The 2,783-nt window shown below is 35.7% G+C and carries 5 protein-coding genes; all 5 read right to left on the bottom strand.

The annotated features are described in order from the left end of the window. Nucleotides 1-198 precede the first annotated feature (198 nt). Nucleotides 199-288 (bottom strand): hypothetical protein, encoded by a 90-nt coding sequence (locus H7844_15745; protein MEO5358733.1) that lies wholly within the window; start codon nucleotides 286-288, stop codon nucleotides 199-201. 56 nt (nucleotides 289-344) lie between these two features. Next, nucleotides 345-1,340, bottom strand: coding sequence for a reverse transcriptase domain-containing protein (locus H7844_15740; GenBank protein ID MEO5358732.1), 996 nt, complete (start codon nucleotides 1,338-1,340; stop codon nucleotides 345-347). Next, nucleotides 1,315-1,665 (bottom strand): diversity-generating retroelement protein Avd, encoded by a 351-nt coding sequence (gene avd / locus H7844_15735; GenBank protein MEO5358731.1) that lies wholly within the window; start codon nucleotides 1,663-1,665, stop codon nucleotides 1,315-1,317. The genes H7844_15740 and avd overlap by 26 nt, the downstream gene beginning before the upstream one ends. Then, on the bottom strand, nucleotides 1,640-2,026 hold the full coding sequence (locus H7844_15730; GenBank protein MEO5358730.1) for an HRDC domain-containing protein: 387 nt from the start codon (nucleotides 2,024-2,026) through the stop codon (nucleotides 1,640-1,642). The genes avd and H7844_15730 overlap by 26 nt, the downstream gene beginning before the upstream one ends. 330 nt (nucleotides 2,027-2,356) lie before the next feature. Next, nucleotides 2,357-2,783: formylglycine-generating enzyme family protein (locus H7844_15725; GenBank protein MEO5358729.1), on the bottom strand; the 427-nt coding region annotated here is incomplete at its 5' end.

The following is a 2,783-nucleotide window of genomic DNA, read 5'->3' as shown; positions in this document are numbered from 1 at the left end:
GATTTAAAGAAAAAGGATGCGGTCAAACTTCTAAAAACTATTATATCAATAGAGGGACGGGTTTGTCGATGGTATGGAAATTTCGGTTTTTGCACCTACTATCCCCACCCACCCCTTATGCTTTTTGACGGCAATAATGCCGTGCAGGACAAGTGTTTGTACAGATAGTTAATGACTGCTAAAGCATCCTTAAACGCTTTAGTTCTCCATCAATCTGTGCTTGAGGCGGAAGCCTATGTTGTTGTTCCGGTTGTCTGGGGTGTTGTTGTTCCGGTTGGAACATCGCACATTCTGCGGGTTGTTGTTCCAGCTACCACCACGATTAACACGGTTCTCGCCACTTTTCAACACTTGCCCTCAAAAATACTCTTTCTTAACATGTAACTATTGAAAAAAGACAAATACCCGTTTATGCTGCTTACACTCATTATAAAACGTTCATCAGGCAATATGCCATTTTCCCACTCTCTTGTTTTTTGGTTTAACTTACTCATACATCTTTTCAGGCTTTCTTTTTTAATTTTTAGGATATTCGGGAAAATCCTTGCGCCAAGAAAACTTAACCCGTTCAACCGCTGGTTTATAATCAAAGCATTATATTTTAGTCCTAATTTAAGCCTTCTGTCCAAATAACTCTCCATCTCACGCCGTATATCTTTTAGAAATTCCTTACTATCGCTAAACACAACAAAATCATCCATATACCTGACGTACTGCTTTATCCCAAGTTCTTCTTTTATAAAATAATCAAATGGATTAAGATAAACATTTGCTAAAAACTGGCTGGTTAAATTTCCTATCGGTAACCCCCTGCCATCCACACCGCCGTTTCTTATTATCGTTTCAAGTAATTCCAAAGTATCTTTATCTTTTATTTTTTGTTTTATTATATCTATCAGAATATCATGATTGACACTTTCAAAATATTTCCTAATATCAGCCTTGAGAAACCATTTATTTGTTCTTATAAAAATTTGTGCCTTCAAAATTGCTTTATGAGTTCCCTTGTTTTTCCTTGTGGCATATGAATTGTATATAAACACTTTCTCATAAACTGGCTCCATTATGTTTACTATTGCGTGATGCACCACTCTGTCTCTAAAAAGTGCTACGGATATTATTCTTTCTTTTGGTTCGTAAATTTTAAAATTCTTATACTCGCCTGGTTTATATGATTTTTCTTTTAACTCTTTTTGGAGTTGTAATAGTTCCTTTTCCATATTAAAATGGAAAGCCAAACACTCCTCAGTTCTATTAGTGCCTTTAAATGCTTTTTTAAAGGCTATGTACAAATTTCTGAAATCAGTAATAGGATTAAACAGATTTCCTGTCCGCTTCAACTTTTAACCATCCTCCAACCATCATTCCCACTTCGTTAAGTTCTCTCGTAATATGTTCATATTGATTTATAGAAATGTACCGTCTTTCCATGCTTATTCTAAAAAATATCCTGAGTTTCTCTATATATAGGTTAATGCTTCGTAATATATACAACCTCCTTTTCGTATATATAGCCTCAATTATTTTTTCCATAACATCTAAACCCATATTTGCTATCTTAGTTGCCAAGGTAAAACGCACACTTTTGGGATATTTTTCAACTGTTGACAGTATCCAGTCCAAAACCTTCGTCCATTTTTCATAGATTGGATAATTTTCTTTCATTTTTCTCAGTATAGAAGTTGTTTATAATCTCAACGATTTCTTTGCCGTATTTTTCTATCTTTTTCTTACCGAAACCCCTTATTGTCCTCAATATCTCAAGGGTTTTAGGCGTCTTTTTAATAAGTTCCATAACCTCACTGTTCGTTGCTACGATATAAACAGGTACACCATCACTCTCTGCTTTGTTTTTCCGCCATTCACGGAACCTTTGGTAAAGAAGTTTCTCAGGTTCGTTTAGGTTTATTTGATGATTGTTTTTCTCCTCTTCTAATATATCGTCATATTCTATCAGTATTGTCCAGTATGCTTTGTTATTATTTTGAAAAAAATGGGTTTCTGTTCGTTTTACTTTCTTATTCAAACAAAATTTATGCACTTCATCATCAAAGAAACACTCCTTCTCTCCATCAAATGGTATCGTTAAAATCCGTAAAGGCATTTCGTATTATAATGTAATAATTGGCTTTTGTGTATATATAGGTTGTTAGGCTACGTATATATACAAAATTGACATAAAAACCAAAAAAATATTTTCAACCTTTGCACAGCAAAGGTACTATTAAAGATTTACAGACTACAGACTAAAAAAAATAATAAAACTCCCCCGCTTCGCATTGGGAGTTTTTAAAAACTAAAAAACTTAGAAAACTAAAAAATTTTACAAAAGGTAAAAATGTAAAAACCCAAAAGGTTACTTAACATACTTGAGGCGGAAGCCTACGCTGTTGTTCCGGAAGCCTGGGGTGTAGTAGTACCGGAGGGAACATCGCACATTCTGCGGGTTGCGGCTCCAGCCACCACCACGATACACACGGCGCTCGCCACTTCCTGTATATATAGGGTTATTACGTGAATGCTTGCTATATGCATCTGCTGCATATACATCCTCTACCCACTCCCATACATTACCGCTCATATCATACAGTCCTGCTTCACTTACTTTATAACTCCCTACCGGTGCTGTATAGACATAACCATCATTATAACCCGTCCATATCTTCCAATCCGGATACTTTGCCTTTAAAGCCTCATCTGCAATATTCCCCGATGGTAAGTTATTGCCCCAACTATATTTATCTGATTTCTCCCCGTTACGACACGCATATTCCCACTCCGCT

The sequence above is a fragment of the Nitrospirae bacterium YQR-1 genome (assembly GCA_039908095.1).
Taxonomy (GTDB): domain Bacteria; phylum Nitrospirota; class Thermodesulfovibrionia; order Thermodesulfovibrionales; family Magnetobacteriaceae; genus Magnetomonas.
This window is presented reverse-complemented; position numbering and strand designations above follow the sequence as displayed.